Genomic DNA, 20,937 nt, shown 5'->3' with positions numbered 1-20,937 from the left:
ATAAAAACCATGCCTCCGCATGGTTTTATCGTTTATTTTTTTCGCTTATAAGATCGAGATGAAGATCCTCTTTCGGTTTTTCTCCCTTTAAAGTGCGGCTTCGCTTCTGTCACCTCGGAAGTTTTTAGTTGTAGTGAGGTAGAGGACTTGCTACTCGTCATTTGTTTATCTTTGAACTCGTCCTTTCCCCTGGTCAGGGATTCCCGATTATTGCTTTTCCTGTTTCTTTGTCTTTTATCTCCCTTTTTCTTAGAGGTTGTTTTTGATTTTAGAGAAATGGTATTCCCAAGATTTTGCTTTTGAATCCGACTATTTAACTCTGCTTCAATTCCGTCCAGTAGGCTTCTTTCTTCAGATGAATAAAGTGTATAAGCTAAGCCTGTTTCACCCGCTCTCCCGGTTCTTCCTATTCGGTGAATATAGGTCTCGGCATTCTCAGGCATGTCATAATTAAAGACGTGAGTGACTCCCTCAATATCCAATCCCCTGGAAGCCACGTCAGTCGCAACTAACATTGGTACGTTTCCGGTTCTAAATTGCTCCATTACAATTTCACGCTTCTCTTGTGGGATATCCCCATGAAGTTCAGCCACTTTAAATCCTTTTGACTTCAGTACTTGATATAATTTCGTCACCCGTCGTTTCGTTCTGCAAAAAACGATGGATTTACTTGGTTGAAATGCCTCTATTAATTGAATGACTGTGTCTTGCTTGGCCCGATCAACTGTAAAAATGGCAAATTGATTTATGGAAGTGGATTTTTCAGGTTCCGCTACCTCGATAAATTGGGGAGTTTTCATATATTTGCGACCCAATTTTTTGATTTCAGCAGGAATCGTCGCAGAAAATAACATCGTTTGACGATGAGCTGGCGTTTTCCTTAAAATTTCTTCGACTTTATTTAGAAAACCTACTTGCAGAAGTTGATCTGCTTCATCAATCACCAAAAACAAAAGATGAGATAGATCGAGATTCCCTCTTTTTAGATGATCCAATAGCCGCCCTGGAGTTCCAACCACAATATTAACATTCTGTTCCAGTTCCTTGATTTCCTCTTCATGGCTTTTACCACCATAAACGGAGAGAACGCTAAACCCTTTGTTTTTCGGTGTGAGCTTTCTTATCTCACTTGTTACCTGGATAGCCAGCTCACGTGTCGGGGTAATAATCAAACTCTGAATATGATGAGTGTTTGATTTACTTTTCTCCAGAATGGGTAAAACGTAAGCAAAGGTTTTACCTGTCCCGGTTTGAGCCTTGGCCATGACATCTTTGCCCTCCAAAAGTGCCGGGATTACATTTTCTTGTATGAGTGTCGGTTTATTTACACCGTTAGTAGATAGGGTTTTCTGAAGACCTTTTGATAGTCCCAGTGATTCAAACGAGTTCAATGATCATTCCTACTTTCTTAATACGAGATTTGACTTGTCTACTAATAGTGAATGTTTCATGGCGAAAAAGCAAGAACAAAAAGAATCCCGAATTGGCATCCTTCATGTTAATCGTGTATTAACCTATAGGGAATTTTGTCAACCAAATAAAAACGCGATCACCTAAAGATCATCGCGTTCTGGTGTTCCCTCAATATACTACTTCTTTATAAACTCATTTATTTCCTGAAAGATTTCTTCTTTAATTGTATTCACCTTCGAAAAGTCCATGGCTCTTATATAAATGGATTCAAGTTGTTCACGAAGGCTTTTAGCTTCTTTAAGATATGAGATTGCTTCTTTCATTTTATCCTTATAGGCTTTTGTCGTTCGTTCTATATCGTCAGCGTATTTCTCATCTGTTCCTTGAGTAATGCATATTTCATACATATCGATAATTTCATCAGATTCCCGATCTGGGAAATATTCATGTGGTGCTGTACTATCGAAAATAGCGATTCCTTTTTCTCGTATGATTAACATATCAAGACTATTGGGGTCAAATCCACAATGATAAACCTCTATATCATAGCCTTTTTCTTCACCAGCAGAAGCAATTTTCTTTAACATCGTTGACTTTCCGGATCCTGCACGCCCTTTGATAAAGTAACGCTTATCGACATCCTCTGTTAAATTTTGAATGTAGTCAACTGCTCCATCAGGAGTCGCGGCACCTAAGAACCGATGTGTGACTGTAGAGGATTTAGAAAGGCTTTTATCTTCAAAGAAGAGTGAAATTAACTCATTTGTTAATTCATTTGCTTTTGTGAAGTTCATGTTGGAAATGTAGATTTCTTCAATATCATCATGTGCACGCAGAGATGCTGCAAAGGTGTTGTAAGCTTTCTGAAAGAGTGAGGCAATTTTATCATTTAAGCCAAGTATTTCTTCTTTGTTCCTGGACAGTTCTTCCCGGTCCCATGCTACTCCTAAATTCACATACTCTTCAATAACACCGGGTGCTTTTGGTTCTATAATATGAGGAGCTGTCCCATCCACAATCCCCACACCAAACTCTGGGAGGAGAACACCATCGATGGATTGATTATCGGAAGCACAATGTAAATAGTCCACGTTTAATCCTTTTTCCTCAAAACGTTTTCCAATCGACTTCATTAATGAGGATTTACCTGTTCCAGGACCAGCCTTTAAGATATATACTCGCTCTAACCCATCTATAACTGAATCATATAGACTGTAAAAACCTTTAGCCGTATTCCCTCCAGCATAATAATGACGAATCTTTCCAGTCATGAAATCACCCTTTCACATCATTTATTTAAACATATGATGTGGGATCTAAATAGGTGAATACCCAACTAAAGCGTAATGGCTTGAACATAAAAAACATTTCCACGAATGGAAATGCTTTTTATGTATAGCCGTGAATCAATCGTCTCCGTTTAGAAAATCACCGATTCCACCAAGTAAACTTCCCTCACCAGTCGAACGACCTCCCCCTTGGGGAGCACTTGCATAAATTCTTTCAGCTAAACGACTGAAAGGGAGTGACTGAATCCAGGCGGTCCCAGGTCCACGGACCGTGGCAAAAAATAATCCTTCTCCGCCAAGGAAGGCAGATTTGATTTTTCCAACATACTCGATATTGTAGTCTACATCTTTCGTCATGGCCACTAAGCAACCGGTATCTACCCGTAACACCTCGCCAGGTTGAAGTTCTTTTCTGTGAATCGTTCCGCCTGCATGAAGAAAAGCTAACCCATCTCCTTCAAGCTTCTGCATAATAAATCCTTCACCGCCAAAGAAGCCAGTTCCTAATTTCTTTTGAAAATCGATGCCAACAGATACTCCCTTTGCTGAACAAAGAAATGAATCCTTCTGACATATCACTTTGCCACCCAATTCACTTAGATCAACCGGAATAATCTTTCCTGGATAAGGTGCTGCGAAGGAAACATGTTTTTTACCCATACCTTCATTGGTGAACACGGTCATGAACAAGCTTTCACCCGTTAATATACGCTTTCCTGCACCAACAAGTTTTCCAAGAAATCCCCCGTTACCACTTCCCTGGGATCCATCGCCAAAGATCGTTTCCATCCCGATCCCGTCTTCCATCATCATCATTCCACCAGCTTCGGCTACGGCACTTTCTCCTGGATCTAATTCTATTTCAACGAACTGCATATCATCTCCATGCAATTTGTATTCAATTTCATGTGAATTCATTCCTTGTTCCTCCTTCTAATTCAAGCATATTTACCTATTCTTCAAAACAGATACATTTCCCTCCTCTAATTCTTTTTTCGCAATAATGAGATTTCATACAAAAAAACACACTCCGACATGAATCTGCTCGTGACGGAGTGTGTTTCTCCCATGATTATGTTTTAGGAATGTTCTTACCGTAAAAAATTTCGTCCATTTCCATTTTTACTTTGTCTGTAATTTCATCCATTTCACTTTCATCCAGTTTATCTTTTGTATAGCCGAATAAATAGTTATTTAAATCAAACTCTTTCAACTTACATTTGGTATGAAATATATTCTGAGGATACACATTTACATCAATCATGTCATACTCATCTTTAATTTCTTCTGGAATGTAATTCTGAATCGAATTAATATCATGATCGATAAATAACTTTCGTCCATTGATATCACGTGTAAATCCTCTCACCCGATAATCCATGGTCATGATGTCTGTGTCGAATGAGTGAATAAGATAATTCAACGCTTTAAGTGGAGAAATCTCCCCGCAAGTAGATACATCGATATCTGCCCGGAAAGTAGAAATCCCTTCGTGAGGGTGATACTCAGGATACGTATGAACCGTAATATGGCTCTTATCAAGGTGCATCGAAACTGTGGATGGTAGCGGTCCGGGCGATTCATCAAAATGCTCCGTGGGTACTTCAACTATCGGTCCTTCAGAAACCAGGATTGTCACACTCGCACCCTGTGGGATATAATCCTGCTTAGAAACGTTTAAGACGTGGGCGCCAATAATATCCGATACATGTGTCAGGATCTTCGTTAACCGATCAGCGTTGTATTGCTCATCGATATATTCAATATACGCTTCACGCTCCTCACGGGTCTTGGTATAGCAAATATCATACATATTAAAACTCAATGACTTCGTTAAGTTATTAAATTCATGTAGTTGAATTCGTTCTTCATGAGATAATTTCATCTTGTATTTCCCCTTATATGTAAGTTTGTCGAGCCTGCCTATGCTTTTATCTTACCCAGAGCCAGCCATACTAAAACAGTTTCTCTTGATTGAAAATGATTGAGAATGGGTACTGAACATAGTGAGTAAGCATTTCTCTTTTTACTTATTTATTAAATTGGATACAATGGAAGATAGAATGGAGTGTTAGCAATTGAGACGAATATTTTTTCTTATTATGATAGTTGTTGTTGCCTATATATCGAAACCCGCTTGGGAAGAGAAAGTGGAAGCAACAGAATTCGATTCTGTTCTATCAAAACTGGAAGAAATCAAAAACAGCCCTAAAGTGAAGGACACCTTTGATCAACTATACAATGAAGTAAACCTTCTTCTCATAAAATTGGACGAGTCATTTCGAGATCTCGAAAATTCCTCAAATACCAAGGAAGAGAATCCTGTAGAAAAACCAACTTTAATGGTACCAAGTGATCAAACGTTCTCTATCTATAACATTGAAACGGGAGATTCCAAAGAGAGCGTTGAACAGGAACTGGGTGAAGCAAAGAGACAATCGATTAATGAATACGGGGTTTCCTGGTATGCTTATCACGAAAACTACCGGAATTTCCTAATGGTCTCTTATGATAAAAATGAAAAGGTTAATGGTCTTTACACCAATCAGGCCCTCCTTTCTTCCTCTTCAGGCATTGAAATGGGAGTTTCCAAAGAGGTAGTTCAGAGAGAACTCGGTGAACCATTGACGAATATTCGAAAAGGATTAACTCTTTATCAGCTCCAAAACAATGGAGAACAGGAAGTATATCAAGTGGATGGAAGCTACGTAACTGTGTTCTATGACAAGCATGAAAATGACACTGTCACAGCCATTCAAATAATTGATGAAAGCCTGGAGGCAAATAAGAAGAATTTCTATTCTGAAGCGAGTTCCGAGTTGAAAGAAGGCTTTGAATTCCAGCTTTTCGACCTGACAAACGCTACACGTGTGGAAAAAGGATTACATGCTCTCTCCTGGGACGATCAAGTCAGGGACACTGCAAGAAAACATAGTCTGGACATGGCCGAACAGAACTATTTCAGTCATACCAATCTTGAAGGCGAATCCCCATTCGACCGCATGGAAGAAGATCAGGTAGCCTTTCGTACCGCAGGAGAAAACTTAGCCTATGGACAATTAAGTTCCATCTTTGCCCACGAGGGACTGATGAATTCAAAAGGGCACAGGGAAAACATCCTGCAACCCCATTATGAACATTTAGGTGTCGGAGTCGCATTCAACGGAAAAGCACAACCGTATTTCACGGAGAACTTCTTTAGTAATTAACATTGATATTCATAACCACTGAAAAAAGCAAGTGAGGAACGCTCACTTGCTTTTTTGGCTGAACATGGTCTTTGGGTTATGATTTAGATGAAGGAACATCGCATCCATTTTCGTCACAAGCCATACCATCGGTTCCCAGTGGCTGGAGCGAAGCCGTTTGATTCTCCTCTTCCCATACTTTTTGGATGGAGCTTAAAAATACGTCACTAGGCTGTGCACCTGAAATAGCGTATTTGCGGTTGATCACAAAGAATGGGACACCTTGTACACCAATTTTTCTGGCTTCTTCTTCATCGAATCGGACATCCTGGCTGAATTCATGACCTTCTAGTACAGCTTGTGATTCTTCTGCATCCAATCCGGCTTGTTCCGCTAATCCTACCAGCGTTTCCTTATCACCGATGTGCTTTGAAAGAGTAAAGTGGGCGTGTAACAGTATTTCAGTAAGCTCTGTTTCTTTCCCTTTCGTTTTTGCATATTTTGTCAGGCGATGTGCATCGAATGTATTCGTTGGAACACTGGTATCAAAGCGGAAGTCCAGACCAACCGTTGCTGCTTGTTTCGCCATGCTGTCTGTCATGTTTTTTGCTTGTTCAAGAGAAGTTCCATACTTTTTCGAAAGAATTTCCTGAATACTCATGTCTGTATCCACAGGTGCATCGGGATCTAACTCAAAGCTCTTGAAAGCAATCTCAACTTGATCTCTTTCAGGGAATTGTTGGAGTGCTTCCTCTAAATGACGTTTCCCTATATAACAAAATGGACATACATAATCTGACCAAATCTCAATTTTCATACTTAACACCTCTATTTAGCATTTTCAATTCGTATCTGATCGTACCATAATTCGCATGATTCCACTTTTTATTTGCTCATGGCTTACGAAAATGGAGGCTTTCTTCTCGTTCTTCTTTTCACTCTGGCTGCATGACACCTATCACAAATTGGAAACCCGAAGCTTGGAGGTAATTTTTTTCCGCATTGTTTACACGTCTGACTCATACTGGTGACCTCTGTCCTAAGACTTTCGTGTACTCCATCGGCGATTTCACTTCTAATCCGCTCCCAGTAATAAGCCTCCGTTTGTCTTTCCAATCGATATAAGAATAAGAGATGCAGACCGACAGCCTTGTAGGATACTTCTTTTTGTTCCAGGTTTTTGTTTTTAATCAGAGGTTCGGGTAACTCTTCTCCGTGTGCAATGGCGTACATACACTCTAACCATTGCTCGGTTAACTGAGCCTCTTTTTTCGAAAAAGGAAGATGTAAAAATCCGTACAGGTCATTCAATGTAAGCTTCGCCTCGATATCGGTACCACGAATTAATTCATATAACTCCCTTTCTTCAAATAGGGTTGCTTTTTCCGTGCCATAAGGACTTTTGAATTTCTCCCAAAAGTAGAAAAACGTATCAAGGTCATGGTAATAGAGTTGAAAACGTTCAAACACACCGCTTGTCGGCGCGATGGCAAATGTTTCGAGAGATCGATCGGGCTGATCTAACAGAAGTTTCATTACTTTAACATCCTTTGTAAAAGCTACTTTCCCTTCATTGTACAGTCCTTTTCTGCCGGCACGACCGGCAATTTGTTTTACTTCCTGGGATGTCAGCCTTCTCCTTCTCGTTCCGTCAAATTTATCGGTTTCCAGGAATACAATCCTTCGTATCGGTAAATTCAAGCCCATTCCGATTGCATCAGTCGCCACAATCATGTTTGTCTTCCCTTTAATGAATTGCATCATTTGTTTCTTTCTTGTTTCAGGAGGCATACTGCCGTAAATCATGCTGACCTTATGCCCATTATTTTGCAACCTTGATGCCGTATCCAATACTTTTTTACGGGAAAAGCAAACGAGAGCATCTCCTTTTTTGGCATGCCGTAATTGGAATTCCTTCGATTCGACTTGCAAAGGAATTTCTCTTTTGTAATCATGGACCTCAATGTTTCCTTCACCCACTAATTCCATTAGCAACTCCCGGACATTTTCACTTCCGATGATATGTACCTCTTTTGCCCTTGCTTTCGTAATCGCACGGTACCAGGAAAAACCTCTATCTTGATCGGCAAGCATCTGAGCCTCATCAATTACAATCACTTCATATTCGTCCTTTTCTCGGAACATCTCTACGGTAGACGATACGTGCTTTGCTAAAAGGACTTCTTTTTCCTCTTCTCCTGTTTTCAGATTACAAGGTACTCCATCGGCGTTCAATGTATCAAATACCTCCAGGGCTAGGAGGCGGAGTGGAGCTAAATACATGCCGCTTTTCGCTTCTTTCATCCGGCTTATGGCATGATGGGTTTTCCCTGTATTCGTTTCACCAATATGGAGGGTATACTTGATATCACCCCGGAATGAAGGACTATATTCCCTTCCGAAAATATCTTCCAGCATTCGCTGTTCTTCTTCCTGCTTCCTTTTCAACTCGGCTAACTCAGCAGCCTTTCTCTTCTCCCGCTCTTTTAAATCCCTATCATAAATGGAAAGGTGAATATTCTCATCAAAAGGAACTTCTACAAGTTGATATAAGTCCACAACATACTCCTCTTGAATCATAGTAAAAAAGGTCGACTTCAACGTAAGGAGAAAATGGTGACTAAGCCTGCTCAAACGTTCTTCCGATAAGGGCTGACCGAATACATCACCGTAATCTGACAATAATTCTTCAGGCATATGATTCAGGAGTGAGCGGTATACAATTTGCTCTGAATAATAAAAGACGAAACGCTCATACGGATGGAAATAGGTTTCGTATTCCCATACGTGTCCATCCCAGTTTTCACTCTTCTTGTGAATGGAGCCTGTAAATTCCTTCAAGAAGTCAGATACCGTCGTAAAAGAATCACTAGTGAAGTTTCCTTCCTCTTCCAGTTTCTCTTCCAGCATATATGGTTCAATATGGCGATATTTTGTTTTTGTTCCCAGATCTTGTACAAATTTTTTAGCAAATAAATAGCGTAACTCCACATACCAATACAGTTCAAGTTCATCCATTTGCTTGTTTATGAAGGAGAGGATATCTTTTTGAATATCTTTTTGAAGAGCTGTTTGCTTTTTTTCTTCGTGTTTTTTTATATAGTTTTCTCTAACATGTTGATGGCGCTCCTTCCAATCGTTTGCTGAAGGTGGATATTCCATTAACCAGTTTAAAATATGAAATGGCTGAAAATTTCTTATCTCATTGCGAAATAACTTATTTATTAGTTTCTTATCAGTCCCTTCGATATCATAACCTTTCTTTCTTAAGAAGGCTTTTTTATGGCTTCGAAGAACATCATTGGTTACTTTGTTAAGCCAGATATTCGTCCAGATATTGTGAAAGAAAGCACTTCTTTCTGTAATATAATCCTGGAATGTAGGACAACTTTCATTGTTCTCTAAGTAAAGTGTGATATCATCTTCTATTTTTCGTTTTGTTTCCTCTATTGCTTCTTCACGAAGTATTTGAAGGTTTTGCATGGTAAGACCCCTTTATATGTTTTACACGTTATCCCTATATGTACTTTATAGTGTATGTATTTCTTCTAAATCTAACAAACCTCTTGCTTACAAATAGTTCATTATAGCATACAAGCTGCTCCTAAATGATGATAAATTAAAACGAAACCATGCAAGCCCCATAGTTCAGGGCATGCATGTCATTTCTTGCCTCTCTCAATCGCTTCCCCAACCGCTTCAGTTAGTTCCTCGGTGAGCTCATGCACCATTTTATCAAATGTAGATTCAAGGATTTTAGCCAGTGAACTTGTGGATTCAATAGTTAGACACCCCGTCATAGCCGTGATGGAAGAGTTTACTTCATCAGCCTTAAAAAAACCTTCACCTGTAAACTTTTGATTGATCCCCCTTAATATGAACTTAACTTGGGATGGTTCCTTCCATTCTGTAACCAGTACCTTCACATGTACCTTTTTGCTTACCACCCCAAAATGCAAGGTGAATTTCCAAGTGGATTGTACGTCAGAGACAATGGTATGCTCTTTGTATCCAGGAACAAGAGGAGCCCAGGCATTCATATCACGAATAAATTCCCATACATGTGAGCGTGATGCCTGAACGTTAACATGATGAATTCCTATTCCCATGAGAGTACCCCTTTCCTTATTAAATGAGATGTCCGTGAATAGTATGAAGGGTAAGAGGCTTTTATGACTGGTGGGAGTGATCAAAAAAAAGCTTCACAAGGAAGCCTCTATTTCATGTTATTTACGATCTCGAGAACTTCATGGAGCTCTTTGATTTCATAATCAGGGATAATATCTTGAGGTTTTTGCTGACGGCGATTAATCCAAACCGTTGTGATACCGAGATTTGAAGCCCCGAGAATGTCTGTATTTAAATTATCTCCTACCATGATCACTTCGTCCTTTTGAAGCTTAAGCCTCTCTAATGCATGAAGGAACATCGCTGAATCTGGTTTCCCTTTACCGATATCTCCTGAGATGATAATTTCTTCAAAATAAGGTACGAGATCAGGAGTCTTATCAAGTTTTGTATTCTGTAAATGAGGAGATCCATTCGTTAATAACAATAGTTGAAAATTCCCCTTCAATTCATTTAATACACGGAAGGTATCTTCATACACGTAAGGTCTCTCTTTTCTTTCTTTGCGAAATCGCTCGGATAATTCTGCTCCAAGCTCTGCATCAGTAATGCCTAAAGATTGTAACCCTGACGTCCAAGCCTTTTTGCGGTAAGTAGGAACAATTTCTTTCATCTTAAGGAAGCCTTCATCATGTTCATCCAGGAAGTCTCCCCAAAGTCCTTCAAAGGGGTTAATACCAATATTTTGTGTGAATTCATATGTATCATAGGTTGAATACAACTTTGTCGCAGCTTCTCTGACACTAAGCACTAAATCTTGGGGATCCACCTCCACTCTCGTCTGTGCATAATGGCAAGTTGCTTTAAACGCTTCTTCGATACTTTTGGAGTCCCATAATAATGTGTCATCTAAATCAAACATGATGGCTTTAATCATCTTCTTCTCTCCCTTTTTCGTTTACGTTGACCTTATATTTTAGATTACTAGCTATACGGGAATTAGTAAACCAGGAAGAGAAATAAATTTTCTTCACGTTATTTTCAAGATTTTTAGGGAATATAAATAAAAACAATGTTTATTGAGGTGAACTTTACATGTGGATTGTATATGCAAGTATTGCGTTAATTGTTGTTGCTATAGTCATGCTGGGAGTCGCACTAATGAAAACAGTGAAGACGACCCGCCCCGTTATTAAAGAAATGAATCAAACGGTGGCAAACATTCAAACCAGAATGGACAAAATTTCTTCTGAAGCGAACCAGTTACAAGAAACACAAGGAGAGATTCAGGGAGATATTGAATACAAAAAGACAACCATTACCAACACCGTTCAAGAATTCAAACGAACACCAGAAGTATTGAAAGGATTTTTAACCAGCTTGAAAAAATAATACACGATCACCTTACTCTTTAGTGAGGAGATCGTGTATTATTTTATATTAATTTACATAATATAATTATAGTTTACCACTCCCTCGCTTCCATCCCTGGCTTTAAACATGATACAATCGACTGGACTAGTAATGAGGAGGAGATGGTATGAGAAAATGGGCATTTGTGTCTGACTTTGATGGTACGATCTCTAAAAAAGATTTTTATCATCTTGTACTGGAGAAATACTTTGCAGAGGGACAAGATTTATACAAACAATGGAAGTGTGGAGAAATAAAGGACATCGAATTTTTGCGTCAGGTTTTCACTTCCATACATCAAGAAGAAAGTCAGATCATTGAAGATATACATTCTCTGGAGATTGATGCACACGTTCCTTCCTTCATCCGTAAAGTGCAGGCACAAGGAGGGGACTTCTATATTTTAAGCGCAGGTACGGATTACTATATTCATCATATTCTTCAACAGTACGGGATTACTGGCGTTGAGGTATACTCAAATGAAGGATACTATAAAGAGAAGAATGTACATATGAATATTGATCCTGAACATCCACATCACTCCGAAAAATATGGAATCGACAAATCAAAAGTTCTTACTGATCTCAAAAAAGAGTATGAAACCATTTATTTTGCAGGTGATAGTGAACCAGATAGTCATCCTGCCAAAGTGGCAGATGTTACTTTTGCCATGAAAGCATTACAGGATATCCTGAAAGAAAACAATACTCCTCGTATTGAAGTGAATGATTTCATTGACATTGAGCAACATCTAATACGTATTGGAGTGCTGCGCTAGATCTTTTTGCTTATCTTGCCCTAGCGTGATACAATTGTCTTGCCTCTCCCGAACATTCGCTTGTTGCGGGACACTTAACCATGTACGGACGGGAGGGGCCTCGTTACAAAAACCTTCAGACTGAATTCCCTTTAGGAATTCAGTCTTTTTTATTGGCTGTTCATTTTTAAAGATATGAAAAAAGCCAGCCCCCGATTGGGAACTGGCTTGAGATACTAATGTAAGGAGCCACATTTGCCGTAATTTGATATAAGAAAGTTTTAAACCACCACTCCTCAAAGTGGGTGTTTGCAGAAGGTTTCCTGTCGTCCTCAGGTCGTGGAGGCTTGACATTCCAACTTCGATGTAAAACTCCCTATTACAGTTTAAAGGTTAAAACTTCGTTATGATTACGTACAACGCAGCCTGTATTAGTATAATACATCATCATGAATAGCATTTCAACTATTGTTTTTCTTTACCATCAATAAATATTCGTTAACAAAAGAATCGGACCAAGGTCCGTCCCTCTTTCATTACGCGTCGTATACTTCCATTTTCTCCATAACATCGCCGTTTCTCATTGATTTAGCGATGTCGATTCCTGAAGTCACTTTTCCGAAGACGGTATGAACGCCGTTTAGGTGAGGCTGTGGCTCATGAACGATGAAGAACTGACTTCCTCCTGTATCTTTACCCGCATGGGCCATGGATAATGAACCTTCTTCATGCTTATGTGGATTTCCTTCTGTTTCACATTTGATTGTGTAACCAGGGCCACCCATTCCATTTCCATTAGGGCATCCTCCTTGGCTTACGAAACCAGGGATGACACGGTGGAAGCTTAAACCGTTGTAGAAACCTTCGTTTGCTAATTTTTCGAAATTTGCCACTGTTCCAGGTGCTTCATTTGGAAATAGATCAAATTCGATTTTTTCACCTGTCTGAAATTGTATGTATCCTTTTTTCGCCATTATTAACAGCTCCTTTTTGTATTAGGTCAATCAATATAATATCATTGAACAATTCTTATGTCACTTTAAAGGTCAGTTTTCATTAGGAAACATTTTAATGAACGTACCACTTCAATTATTTTTACCGTTTATGCTTGCTTTTTCTACTTTCCCCTAAATCTTCGAGTACAGGTTGTCATGAAACACTATCCTGTTCGAATAAGCTTTTATAGAAGTCATATTTCATTTTAGGGAGTGAAACATATGGTCGGAAATTTATTGAGTGGAATTTCCATCGATCCTCAAGTCACTGTACTTGTTCCAATGCTATGGGTTTTAGGGTATGCATTGAAGCGGACTCCTCACATTCCGGATTGGTTGATTATCTGGATCTTGTTGCTGGTAGGAGTAGCTGCCAGTGGATGGACATTGGGGTTTGATTTTAATGGAATTGCCAATGGATTCATCGCAACGGGTGCAGCCATCACCACCCATCAATCTGTTAAACAGACGTTTTTCTCAAGGGTGAATGATCGAAATAAATGAGATAAAAAGAAATAGGGACGAAAAAGGACTGGTCCACGTGAAACTGAATCACAGTTTCTCTTGGCCCCAGTCCTTTTAATTGTGCATTTATTTTGCTAACACTTCAATGAATTCTCTCATATAGTCTGGTAAATCAGGTGGTCTGCGGCTTGAAACAATATGACCATCTGTGACGACAGGTTCATTTACCCAGGTTGCCCCTGCATTTTCCATGTCATCTTTTATTCCTGGTGTGCTGGTGACTTTTACACCTTGAAGAATTTTGGCTGAAATCAAAACCCAACCTGCATGACAGATTTGACCGATCGGCTTCTTATTCTTGTCCATGGTTTGAACCATCGAAATCACATCTTCATAGCGACGCAGCTTATCAGGTGACCATCCACCCGGTACGAGGATTGCATCATAGTCTTCGGAACTGATGTCTTTAAACGCGTATTCTGAAACAATCGGAACCCCGTATTTCCCGATGTATTCTTGATTTGCATTTTCGCCGACAATATGTACAGTTGCTCCTTCTTCACGCAAACGCAATACAGGATACCACAGTTCAAGATCTTCAAAATCTGCACTTACTAATTGAATGACTTTTTTACCCGTTAGCTTCAACAGGACCCCTCCTCACTTATCTTCACTATCATTGTCTAAGTTATATTTAGTTATTGCAAACAATAAATCTTAATTATACGGACTATACTTCTTAATTGCTTGAATGATTGTTTTCGTTTGGAAATAAGATACAAGGAAGGTAACTACGGTCATGATAGAACCAAACGTGTATATAAGTGTCGAAAATTGCTTAAATGAATTTTTTTTCAAAAGAATCACCATACCTTCAAATTAGTAACAACACTCTCCTATTATTCCCATTTAAAAAAGAAGTATGATATGGGGGCAGCGTTCGCTGTTATGTTTCCAATAATTTTATCAGAGCTTGAGTACCGCTGTTTTCTTCACCTTTAAGAGCCAATTCTTCATACAATGAGAGGGCTAAGTCTAACCCCGGTGTTTTGATTTCCATCTCCCTGGATGATTCAAGGGCAATCTTAAGATCTTTGATAAAGTGCTTTACATAAAAGCCGGGAGCATAGTCCTCATCAATCATTCGTGGAACCAGATTACTAAGGGACCAGCTACCTGCCGCTCCCGAGGTGATACTCTTAAGCACATTATCTGGATTCAAGCCTGATTTCTTCGCATAAAGAAGGGCTTCACTTACTCCCATCATGTTAGAAGCAATCGTGATTTGGTTACACATCTTCGTGTGCTGTCCCGCTCCTGCCTTTCCTTGATACACAACATTTGAACCTAGAAGGTCTAAAAGGGACTTTGCCGTTTCGAATGATTCCTCGTCTCCTCCTACCATGATTGAAAGCCTTGCTTCTTTGGCTCCGATATCTCCACCTGAAACGGGGGCATCCAATGTTGATATCCCTTTACCCTTACCTACTTCAAAGATTCTCTCTGCTAATCTAGGAGATGAAGTGGTCATATCAATGGCAAGTGAATCACATTTTAAGTGATGAAGAATACCATTTTCACCGAGGTAAATTTCTTCTACGTCTGTAGGAAATCCAACGATCGTAATGACTGCATCCGAAATTTCAGCCACTTCCTTTGGTGTGTCTGCCCATTTTGCCCCTTTATGTATAAGCTTCGATGCTTTCTCTTTCGTGCGATTATATACGACCACCTGGTAACCGGCCTCCAATAGATGACCAGCCATGCTTTGCCCCATTACACCAGTTCCAATAAATCCAATGACACTTTGTTTGGTAATATCCTTCATTGATTTCTTCCTCCCTTTGCTTTACATCTATTATGTATATTTTTAACTAGAACTCTATAATTGTCCACTCTTGTATTTATTTGAATCAATCTCTAATGTTTAAATTCATGTATGCCGGGAAAATAAAGAACATACTACACAAACTATATAACCCCTGAAGGAGGAAGAATAAAATGAGAGTAAATAAAACCTTACTGGTTGGTGCGACGGTTACGGCTGGTTCATTAGGATGGATCTTATCATCGAAGGAGAAGCGTAATCAGCTGCACAATGTTAAAGAAGGATTGGTAACGAAATTCAAAAAGAGAAGAAAAGAAGATCTACCTGTTGAAAAAGGCGGAAATCCAGATCCTACTAATATTGAAGACAATTCCATGGTGAGTGAAGGAGCCATGACATCGGTTCAATATTACAATGAAAAAAAACAAGATTAATAAAGCTGAACGAGTGGGATTAACCCACTCGTTCAGCTTTTTCAATTCAGTATAAAAAAATATACGGTTACAAATAAAAGGACAACAGTTGCTACAATCCCATCATCTTGATGAAGGCATCTACAGATACAAATGTTTGTGTATTTATATGTCTCCTCGTTCGGTAGTAGTTAACGGTCGATCCATCGAGAGATATTTAGTCAATTACTATTTATTTCCATTAAAAAAACCGACTCTGCCCTTAGAGTCGGTTTGATATTTTATAGATAATAATAGTAGCGTTTATGTGGGCCCTTAAATGGGCTATTTACAATCTGTCCTCCAAGAAAGCCTAATCCAAGACCAATCAAACCTGCACCGATTGGATTTATACCATACCCGTATCCTCCTGCCGGCCCAAATGGTGGTTGACCGTAACCGGGCTGTGGAAATCCAGGTGGCTGAAATCCTTGTGGTCCGTATCCCATTGTACTACCATAAGGTCCTTGATTATAATAACCTGGTCCACCACCGAATCCCCCTCCTTGACCCTGGTTACCTTCCCATGGTACATAGCCTTGATACCCGCCTGGAGGATTGCCGTCATATCCAGTCCCAAGGTTTGGAAATCCTGTATTAAATAAGTTCATCAAATTCTTTCTGTATATGGTTCTCCTCTCATACATCTTCGTCACTCCTCTTTATTAGCCTATTAAGAAATGGGAAAAAGGGAAGGGCAAATGTCCATGTTCTGGGAAAAGTAGTGAGCCATTAACGGATTTTCACTCCGAACCCCGCTGTATTACATGCTAAAATGGAGAAAGCTAATACGGTAAATGTTTCTTGTATCATAAAAAATTCACTAATTTCGTCTATAATAAAATTTATGCCATTGCATGTGTAGAATGGATAGGAGTGGTTTACGTTGAAAAAATGGAATGTCCTGATTGTGGATGATGAGCCGGAAATGAGGCAGCTGATCAAACTGTATTTAAACAGGGATCAGTATTTCTGCATAGATGCAGAGAATGGACTCGCTGCCCTTGATCAACTGAAGAAAACACATGTGGATATCATGGTTGTGGATATCATGATGCCATTCATGGATGGTTATCAATTAATAAAAGAGGTTCGGGAAACAAGCCAGGTCCCCTTTATCTTCCTTTCGGCAAAGGGAGATGATTTAGACAAGGTGAAAGGACTTAAGCTCGGAAGTGACGACTATATGGTTAAACCTTTTAATGCTGAAGAACTTGTTGCACGAATCGAAACGATACTGAGAAGATCCTACGGAAATCAATCGTCCCAACATTCGATGATTGAACGATATGGACCGGTTTCATTTAATTTGGCATCAAGGACAATTTCAGTTGGTGAACTTTCACCTCGCTTAACCTTAAAAGAATATGAACTTTTCTTGTTCCTTGCCCGGAATCGAGGAAGAGTGTATAAGCGAGATCAGCTTCTCGATCAAGTATGGGGAAGTGATTATGAAGGAAGCGATCGTACAGTGGACACCCATATTAAAACATTACGGCTGAAATTGAAGAACTATGGACCTTTGATTGAAACCGTGTGGGGCCTTGGCTATAAGTTCGAGGGATCCATTTGAAAAAAACAAACCTGACTCTCAATAAAAAAGTCTCTCTTCTATTATTAAGCAGCTTATTTTTAACCATTGTCTTTTCATTTCTTTTTATTCATTTTCTCTATAAGGATTTATATATTGGGACTGTTAAGGACTCACTGCTTTATCAAGGTCAGAGAACAGCTGATCACTATCACTATGGTGACGTAAGCGGGAGTGTAAGGGATAAAATTCTTTGGTATAATGTGATCTCCCCTTACGAAGTGTCTGTTGTGGAGAAACTTGAAGACTTAACCCAAAGCTTCCCATATCATATTGACCAAAATCCTCTCATCAATAACGATGACAAAAGTGAATTGGCTAAAGGAAATCCGGTAATGAAAGAAGGATATGTAGCAGAATTTAATCGGAATGTGATTGGAGCTATCTTTCCTCTTATGAACGAAGAACGATTAATGGGGTATTTACTTATTTATATCCCCTTGGCTGAAATGACGGAAGTCTTCAGTAAAGGGATCCCTATATTGGTACTCACAGGTGTCATGTTTTATTTTGTATTGTTCTTGATCATTCAATCTTCTTTAGGATCATTATTTAAACCGGTTAGGGAAATGCAACTATTTTCAAATAAAGTGGCTAAAGGTGATTTTTCAGGCAGGCTCAATGTCAACTCGAAAGATGAAATGGCAGAACTTGCCCTGACCTTTAATAGTATGGTCGATTCGCTTCAACATCAAGAGGAACGGAAGCGTCAGTTTCTTTCGAATGTTGCCCACGAATTAAGGACTCCCCTTACCTATATTGGGGGATATGCAAAGGCATTGACCGACAAGGTACAAACGAACCCTGAAGAAATGGAAGAAAGTCTGCACCTCATTCAAAAAGAATCGATACGGATGCAGAAATTAATTACAGAGCTACTTGAATTGAATAAATTGGAAAACACCTCTTTTTCTTTAGATATTGAACCGATTGTACTCTCTCAGTTAATAATGGATTCTTTAACACTTATCCGCCCCCATGCAGAAAACAAAAAAATGGATGTCCAACATGATTTATATGAAGGATCCATTATTAATGGGGATCCCAACCGGGTCATGCAGGTATTCTATAATATTTTAGATAATGCATTGAAATATTCTCCTGAAGAGAGTCGCATTCTCATTCAATCGTACGAAGAAGGTGGAATGGCTGTTGTGAAGATCGAGGATACCGGTATTGGCATTCCTGCAGGTTCCTTGTCCCGTATTGGAGAAAGATTTTACCGCTCGGATTTGTCGAGAACAAGAAATACAGGAGGATACGGCCTCGGTTTATCAATCGCGAAAGAAATCATGTATAAACACGATGGTTCTTTGTCTGTAGATAGTGAGGAAGGCAAGGGAACAACGGTCTATCTAAGGTTTCCTTTACTTGAAATAAAAGACTGAGTCATTTGCAGACTCAGTCTTTTTGTTATTTTAAATACTAAATAGTCAATTACCCAAATAGATTTTTAATCGATTTAAAGAAATCAGCGATGGCATTTAACAAGCCAGTAAAGAAGTCAGACACTTTTTGCCCGAACCCTTCATCTTTGACAATTTCCTTAATCGTGGTTTGGATGTCATTCGTTAAGTCATCTAATTGTTGTTGAACATTATCAAAGTTAATATCCAGTGACCTCATTTTTTCAAACAAATCGATTAATAACTGGCGATCCTCCGGGCTTAGCTCGATGTTCAGAGTTTGGAGCTTCTCTTCAACAATTTGTTCAACTTCTTCTTTCGTAGCTGGATCTTGCTCGGCTATTTCCTTTTTTATTTCGGTTAACAGGTTGCTGACCTCTTCCTTATCAATCCCGGCTTCTTTGGCAAGTTCTGTTGCCACGGTTAATTCCTCGTTGGCAACCTCCATACGAACCGTATCAAGCTTCTCTCCACTAACATCATACGCTTTATAAATTCCGACTAATGCAGAATGACCACTTACCTTTACAGGGGAGGCGACATCTACTACTGCGTTCTCGATCCCCGCAGTTAATAGAGCATTTGAATACATAGAATTCGTCACTTCCGTAATATTCTCCGGTGTCACGATATTAACCTTTAGACCCTCACCTTTCTCTTTGCGAATAATCATCGCGGAGGAAAACATACGGGCATTACGGCTTTCACCTTCAATATACTTCACAAGGTCTTCACCTGTTGCCGTAAACTCTTCTACTTCAGTTCCCTCTTCAATTCCTAATTGACCTTGAACCTCTTTCTTTTGTTCGCCGGTAAGTGTTTCTCCATATACAACGATAGGCAGGCCGAATTTTTCATTAATGCTTTCTTTATCATTATCTGCAGCAGATGCTGGCTGAATGAGGCCCACCATTAGTGATAATAGTAAGGCAATACTAATCAATTTCTTCATTAATCATTCTCCCTTTTTCATGATGGATAGGTAATAGAGCTATTCCACTCTTCCATTGTACTAGTCTCATTAAGTATGTTCATCCATCTAGAGTCTTATTTCTTTCTGTTAGTTAGACGAACAATAATAGATGAAAGTTACAATGACTTTTTTATTCACTACTATAACCGCCACGATTCTACAACACATAAAAGCTTAGTTCTGCTCACCATAAATCCTCTATAGGGTAGAAGATACTATGTGAATTAGAACTAAGCTCAAAACGGTTTAGAGTATATCGAGCCAAATCTTAATCGCTGTAGCCAGGATTAAAACGGCTAAAATCATTTGAAGAATCTTTGTATTCATTTTCTTTCCTGCCATAGCGCCCAGTGGAGATGCAATTAGACTAGCTACGACCATGATCATAGCTGGTAAATAGTCCACTTGACCTGTAGATATCTTTCCGATTGTTGATCCAATTGAAGAAATCAACGTGATGGCAAGGGATGAAGCGATTGTCATTCTTGTCGGAATTTTAAGGACCACCAGCATAATCGGAACTAAGAGGAAAGCTCCTGCTGCTCCTACAATACCTGCTCCAATCCCGACGATCAAGGCAAGTGATGCAGCTAACCACTTGTTAAATGTAACGTCCTCGAGTTTACAATCATCCATGCCTTTTTTAAGAATGAACATCATGATAGCTGCAATTAATGCAAGAATTCCGTACACAATATTAATTCCAGCCTCACTTATGAATTTCGAACCATACCCGCCAATGAAGCTGCCCATTAAAATACTTACACCCATGTAAGTGATAAGGGTTCTATTAAGATAGCCTCCTTTGCGGTAAGCCCAAACCCCACCAAGTGTAGCAAAGAATACTTGAACTGCGCTAATACCTGAAACTTCATGAGCAGTGAATGTTGCTACTCCAAGCAATGGCGGGATATATAGGAGCATGGGATATTTAATGATACTACCGCCGATCCCGACCATTCCTGATATATACGAGCCGACAAATCCGATAAGAAAGATTGTCATTATAAATGCCAAATCCATCGTGTTGTTCCTCCTCTTCTAATAAAACGGGAACCTTTCTGGCAGGTTCCCATTTTGATTATTTCTTTAGATTAGT

The 20,937-nt window shown here is 39.3% G+C and carries 21 protein-coding genes and 1 other RNA gene; 7 read left to right on the top strand and 15 right to left on the bottom strand.

Going from position 1 to position 20,937, the window contains the following annotated elements:
• Window positions 1-32: 32 nt before the first annotated feature.
• From AC6CIB_RS01845 to speD, 4 genes are all read right to left on the bottom strand, one after another.
• Entirely contained in the window at window positions 33-1,391 is a 1,359-nt protein-coding gene (locus AC6CIB_RS01845) for a DEAD/DEAH box helicase (protein WP_498277642.1), read from the bottom strand.
• A 198-nt stretch (window positions 1,392-1,589) separates the two neighbouring features.
• Window positions 1,590-2,684: a PRK06851 family protein gene (locus tag AC6CIB_RS01840; RefSeq protein WP_498277641.1), complete on the bottom strand. Its 1,095-nt coding sequence runs from the start codon at window positions 2,682-2,684 to the stop codon at window positions 1,590-1,592.
• A 135-nt stretch (window positions 2,685-2,819) separates the two neighbouring features.
• On the bottom strand, window positions 2,820-3,620 hold the full coding sequence (locus tag AC6CIB_RS01835; protein ID WP_498277640.1) for a TIGR00266 family protein: 801 nt from the start codon (window positions 3,618-3,620) through the stop codon (window positions 2,820-2,822).
• Window positions 3,621-3,774: 154 nt separating this feature from the next.
• Window positions 3,775-4,587, bottom strand: coding sequence for an adenosylmethionine decarboxylase (gene speD / locus AC6CIB_RS01830; protein ID WP_498277639.1), 813 nt, complete (start codon window positions 4,585-4,587; stop codon window positions 3,775-3,777).
• Between the two features lie 193 nt (window positions 4,588-4,780).
• On the opposite strand from speD, the gene AC6CIB_RS01825 reads away from it, so the two are divergent.
• Entirely contained in the window at window positions 4,781-5,911 is a 1,131-nt protein-coding gene (locus AC6CIB_RS01825; protein ID WP_498277637.1) for a CAP domain-containing protein, read from the top strand.
• 76 nt (window positions 5,912-5,987) lie between these two features.
• On the opposite strand, the gene AC6CIB_RS01820 is transcribed toward AC6CIB_RS01825, so the two are convergent.
• The 4 genes from AC6CIB_RS01820 to AC6CIB_RS01805 form a co-directional block, all read right to left on the bottom strand.
• Window positions 5,988-6,707 (bottom strand): DsbA family oxidoreductase, encoded by a 720-nt coding sequence (locus AC6CIB_RS01820; RefSeq protein ID WP_498277636.1) that lies wholly within the window; start codon window positions 6,705-6,707, stop codon window positions 5,988-5,990.
• Window positions 6,708-6,790: 83 nt separating this feature from the next.
• Window positions 6,791-9,373, bottom strand: a complete 2,583-nt coding sequence (locus AC6CIB_RS01815; protein WP_498277635.1) for a helicase-related protein — start codon at window positions 9,371-9,373, stop codon at window positions 6,791-6,793.
• Window positions 9,374-9,552: 179 nt separating this feature from the next.
• Window positions 9,553-9,999 carry an SRPBCC family protein gene (locus AC6CIB_RS01810; RefSeq protein WP_498277633.1) on the bottom strand — a complete coding sequence of 149 codons (447 nt, stop codon included), beginning with the start codon at window positions 9,997-9,999 and terminating at the stop codon, window positions 9,553-9,555.
• Window positions 10,000-10,106: 107 nt separating this feature from the next.
• A complete protein-coding gene (locus AC6CIB_RS01805; protein ID WP_498277631.1) occupies window positions 10,107-10,895 on the bottom strand; it encodes an HAD family hydrolase in 789 nt (262 codons plus the stop codon).
• A gap of 158 nt (window positions 10,896-11,053) precedes the next feature.
• On the opposite strand from AC6CIB_RS01805, the gene AC6CIB_RS01800 reads away from it, so the two are divergent.
• The gene (locus AC6CIB_RS01800; protein WP_498277629.1) at window positions 11,054-11,350 is read left to right on the top strand and encodes a DUF948 domain-containing protein; all 297 of its coding nucleotides are present in this window, start codon (window positions 11,054-11,056) and stop codon (window positions 11,348-11,350) included.
• A 148-nt stretch (window positions 11,351-11,498) separates the two neighbouring features.
• The gene (locus tag AC6CIB_RS01795; RefSeq protein ID WP_498277628.1) at window positions 11,499-12,149 is read left to right on the top strand and encodes an MtnX-like HAD-IB family phosphatase; all 651 of its coding nucleotides are present in this window, start codon (window positions 11,499-11,501) and stop codon (window positions 12,147-12,149) included.
• A 221-nt stretch (window positions 12,150-12,370) separates the two neighbouring features.
• Here the strand turns inward: AC6CIB_RS01795 and ssrS are convergent.
• A non-coding RNA gene (ssrS, locus tag AC6CIB_RS01790) (6S RNA) lies at window positions 12,371-12,559 on the bottom strand.
• Between the two features lie 105 nt (window positions 12,560-12,664).
• Window positions 12,665-13,102 (bottom strand): peptidylprolyl isomerase, encoded by a 438-nt coding sequence (locus tag AC6CIB_RS01785; RefSeq protein ID WP_044336908.1) that lies wholly within the window; start codon window positions 13,100-13,102, stop codon window positions 12,665-12,667.
• A 243-nt stretch (window positions 13,103-13,345) separates the two neighbouring features.
• On the opposite strand from AC6CIB_RS01785, the gene AC6CIB_RS01780 reads away from it, so the two are divergent.
• Window positions 13,346-13,627, top strand: a complete 282-nt coding sequence (locus AC6CIB_RS01780; protein WP_498277626.1) for a phage holin family protein — start codon at window positions 13,346-13,348, stop codon at window positions 13,625-13,627.
• A gap of 87 nt (window positions 13,628-13,714) precedes the next feature.
• Here the strand turns inward: AC6CIB_RS01780 and AC6CIB_RS01775 are convergent, their stop codons facing one another.
• Together AC6CIB_RS01775 and AC6CIB_RS01770 are read right to left on the bottom strand one after the other, a co-directional pair.
• Window positions 13,715-14,236 (bottom strand): type 1 glutamine amidotransferase domain-containing protein, encoded by a 522-nt coding sequence (locus AC6CIB_RS01775; RefSeq protein ID WP_498277625.1) that lies wholly within the window; start codon window positions 14,234-14,236, stop codon window positions 13,715-13,717.
• A 298-nt stretch (window positions 14,237-14,534) separates the two neighbouring features.
• Entirely contained in the window at window positions 14,535-15,416 is an 882-nt protein-coding gene (locus AC6CIB_RS01770) for an NAD(P)-dependent oxidoreductase (RefSeq protein WP_498277624.1), read from the bottom strand.
• Between the two features lie 173 nt (window positions 15,417-15,589).
• Here AC6CIB_RS01770 and AC6CIB_RS01765 point away from each other — a divergent pair, with 173 nt between their 5' ends.
• Window positions 15,590-15,850, top strand: a complete 261-nt coding sequence (locus tag AC6CIB_RS01765; RefSeq protein WP_498277623.1) for a YbyB family protein — start codon at window positions 15,590-15,592, stop codon at window positions 15,848-15,850.
• Between the two features lie 260 nt (window positions 15,851-16,110).
• On the opposite strand, the gene AC6CIB_RS01760 is transcribed toward AC6CIB_RS01765, so the two are convergent.
• Window positions 16,111-16,515: a hypothetical protein gene (locus AC6CIB_RS01760; RefSeq protein WP_498277622.1), complete on the bottom strand. Its 405-nt coding sequence runs from the start codon at window positions 16,513-16,515 to the stop codon at window positions 16,111-16,113.
• 239 nt (window positions 16,516-16,754) lie between these two features.
• On the opposite strand from AC6CIB_RS01760, the gene AC6CIB_RS01755 reads away from it, so the two are divergent.
• Window positions 16,755-17,441, top strand: a complete 687-nt coding sequence (locus AC6CIB_RS01755; protein ID WP_498277620.1) for a response regulator transcription factor — start codon at window positions 16,755-16,757, stop codon at window positions 17,439-17,441.
• Entirely contained in the window at window positions 17,438-18,847 is a 1,410-nt protein-coding gene (locus tag AC6CIB_RS01750) for a sensor histidine kinase (protein ID WP_498277619.1), read from the top strand. The genes AC6CIB_RS01755 and AC6CIB_RS01750 overlap by 4 nt, the downstream gene beginning before the upstream one ends.
• 49 nt (window positions 18,848-18,896) lie before the next feature.
• Here AC6CIB_RS01750 and AC6CIB_RS01745 read toward each other — a convergent pair whose 3' ends face one another.
• Both AC6CIB_RS01745 and AC6CIB_RS01740 read right to left on the bottom strand, forming a co-directional pair.
• Entirely contained in the window at window positions 18,897-19,817 is a 921-nt protein-coding gene (locus AC6CIB_RS01745) for a DUF1002 domain-containing protein (RefSeq protein WP_498277618.1), read from the bottom strand.
• A 267-nt stretch (window positions 19,818-20,084) separates the two neighbouring features.
• A complete protein-coding gene (locus AC6CIB_RS01740; RefSeq protein ID WP_498277617.1) occupies window positions 20,085-20,861 on the bottom strand; it encodes a sulfite exporter TauE/SafE family protein in 777 nt (258 codons plus the stop codon).
• Between the last annotated feature and the right edge of the window lie 76 nt (window positions 20,862-20,937).

The organism is Rossellomorea sp. GQ25 (assembly GCF_059758515.1).
Note: the sequence above shows the minus strand (reverse complement) of the source record. Positions and strands in the feature narration are given on the sequence as shown.